Source organism: Candidatus Streptomyces philanthi (genome assembly GCF_059553635.1).
Genome location: NZ_JCANQV010000474.1, coordinates 1 through 2,861, shown reverse-complemented (window position 1 = coordinate 2,861; position 2,861 = coordinate 1). Strand labels below are relative to the sequence as shown.

Here is a 2,861-nt window from a genome sequence, read left to right as displayed (position 1 = left end):
GCCGCAGTGGCCCCGACGCCCCCGGTGTCGACGACCTGCGGGAGGAACTGGCCGCCCACGGGCCCGAGGTGGACGTCCGCGCCTGCGACGTGGCCGACCGGGAAGCGGTCACCGCGCTGATCGCCTCCGTGCCTGCCGAGCACCCCCTGACCGCCGTGATCCACACGGCCGGTGTCCTCGACGACGGCATCGTCACCTCCCTCACCCCCGACCGCCTCTCGTCCGTCCTGCGCCCGAAGGCCGACGCCGCCTGGCACCTCCACGAGGCGACCAAGGACCTGGACCTGGCCGCCTTCATCCTGTACTCGTCCATCTCGGGCGTCGTCGGCGCGCCGGGCCAGGGCAACTACGCGGCGGGGAACGTCTTCCTCGACGCGCTCGCCTCGCACCGTACGGGCCTGGGCCTGCCCGCCCAGTCCCTGGCCTGGGGCGCCTGGACCCAGGGCGGTGGCATGACCGCCGGTCTCTCGGACGCGGACATGCAGCGGATGGCCGCCTACGGGACCGCGCCCCTCACTCCGGAGCGGGGCCTGGCACTGTTCGACGCCGCCGTCTCGACCGGCGCGCCCCACCTCGTCGCGATCGGCCGGACCTCCGGACCCGTACGTGCGCAGGGCCCGGTGCCGTCCATGCTGCGCGGGCTGGTCAAGGGCGCCCGGCGGACGGCCGCGAACGCCGCGGGCGGCCCCGGGGGAGCGTCGCTCGTCGACCGGCTGCGGGCGGCGCGCCCGGAGGAGCGTACGCGCCTGATGACCGACCTGGTGCGCACCGAGGCGGGCGCCGTCCTCGGACACGCCGCGGCCGGCGATGTCGACGCCCGGCGGGAGTTCTACGAGCTGGGCTTCGACTCCCTGACCTCCGTCGAACTCCGCAACCGGCTCTCCGCACTCACCGGACTGCACCTCTCGGCGACCGTCGTCTTCGACAGCAAGACCCCCGCCGACCTCGCCGCGCGCCTCTACGGCGACCTGGCCGCGCAGTCGTCCCTGGACGGCTCCGCGTCCCAGGAGGGCTTCCTCCCGGTCGCCGCGCCGGAGACCGACTCCCTGGAGCGGATGTTCCTCGACGCCCTGGACAACGGGAAGATCCCCGAGGCCCAGCAGATGCTGTCCGCCCTCGGCGCCCTCCGTCCGAGCTTCGAGAACACCGCCGAACTGGAGGATCTGCCGGTCTCGGCCACCCTCGCCGAGGGCCCCGGCAGGCCGCGGCTGATCTGTGTCAGCACGCCCACCGCAAACGGCGGCGTCCACGAGTACGCCAGGTTCGCCGCGCCGTTCCGGGGCGAGCGGCACGTCAGCGCGCTGCCGCTGGTCGGCTTCGCCACCGGCGAGCGGCTGCCGGCCGGCCCCGGGACGGCGGTCCGGGTCATCGCGGAGAGCGCGCTGCGCGCGAGCGGTGGCAAGCCCTTCGCCCTGGTCGGGCACTCCTCCGCCGGAGCCTTCGCCTACCTGGCGGCGGCCCTGCTGGAGGAGACCTGGGGCGTCAGGCCCGATGCCGTGGTGCTGCTGGACACCCTCAGCATCCGGCACGAGAAGGGGGAGGGCCTGGACTACCGGGGGCTGATGCGACGGCACTTCATGGTCGACGAGGTCTCGCCGGTACGGATGACGAACTCCCGGCTGTCCGCCATGGCCCGCTGGATGGGCATGCTCAGCCAGCTGGAGGTCCGGCACACCACCGCCCCCGTCCTCCTCGTCCGTGCCTCCCGGGAGACGTACGGCATCGAGACGGACACCGTTCTCACCGGCGGTCACGGCGGCCGGGTCGATGTCCATGACATCGATGCGGACCACTTCTCCATGGTCCGTGACGACGCCCCGGAGACCGTGCGGGTCGTCAAGGAATGGCTGAACTCGCTGGGCGACGCGTAATCAGTTCCACGGCGGGCGTCCTGCGGGGCGCCCGCCGACTGTTACCCCGTGTGTCCGGTGGGACACATGACTGATCTACCCTGTGATACGTAAATATGCGGCTCTAAAACTGACCTAAGAGTCGTTTTCAGGGAAAAGTGGGGGTAACCGCAGTGAAGTTCAGCCGTGTCTCGGCGGCGGTCGCCGCTGCCGCGATGGCGCCCGTCGTCCTGTTCTCGTCCCCGGCGTTCGCGGACGAGGCCAAGGGCTCGGCGGCCTCGGCTCCGGACACGGCGTCGGAGCCGCGGAACGACGACGGGCAGCAGGCGAGCGGCCAGGAGGACGGCGCGGCCAAGGAGTCCGGCCCCTCGTCCGAGGAGGCGAGCGATGAGGAGAACCGCAGCGCCATCCTCAAGATCCTCGGCGCGCCGCATCCCGGCATCAGCGTCACCGAAGCCGCGCAGCGGGCGCTGAACGGATCTCCCGAAGACCGTGCGCGCTTCCTGAAGGAGGGCTACGCACAGGCCCACTTCGTGGACGACCGGGTGCGTGCCGGCCAGATCTACACCTCCGGCGGTAAGGCCGTCCGGGCGGCCGCCCTCGCCGCGCTGGAGAAGTTCGAGCACGAGGCCGTCCACCGGTTCCTTGAGGTCGGCCAGTACGTGGCGCGTGATGACGACAACCGCGTCGAGATCTTCCGCATCCTGCACTCGGCCCAGCACGGCGGCGCCCTCTACGACGCCGTGCAGAAGGCCATCGAGGGCAGCCCCGCGGACCGTGCGCACTTCCTTGAGGTCGGCCAGTACGTGGCCCGGAAGCTGGACGAGGCCGCGGCCGCCAAGGACGGCGACACCAAGGACGGCGGGACGGCCAAGGACGGCGGGACGGCCAAGGGCGACGGAAGGACCGAGGACGGCGAGACCGCCCACGGCGGCAAGGGGAAGCCGGCCGACGCCAAGGGCACCGCGGACGCCACGGCCTCCCACCGCACCACCGGCGCCCGTCCCGCCG

The 2,861-nt window shown here is 72.5% G+C and carries 2 protein-coding genes; both read left to right on the top strand.

Annotation, left to right across the window (positions count from 1 at the left end):
* Positions 1-1,871, top strand: a 1,871-nt coding sequence (locus AC51EU_RS29130; protein WP_496270090.1) for a type I polyketide synthase, incomplete at its 5' end; no start/stop codon positions are given.
* Positions 1,872-2,023: 152 nt separating this feature from the next.
* A partial coding sequence (locus AC51EU_RS29125) for an ALF repeat-containing protein (RefSeq protein WP_496270089.1) occupies positions 2,024-2,861 on the top strand: 838 nt, incomplete at its 3' end.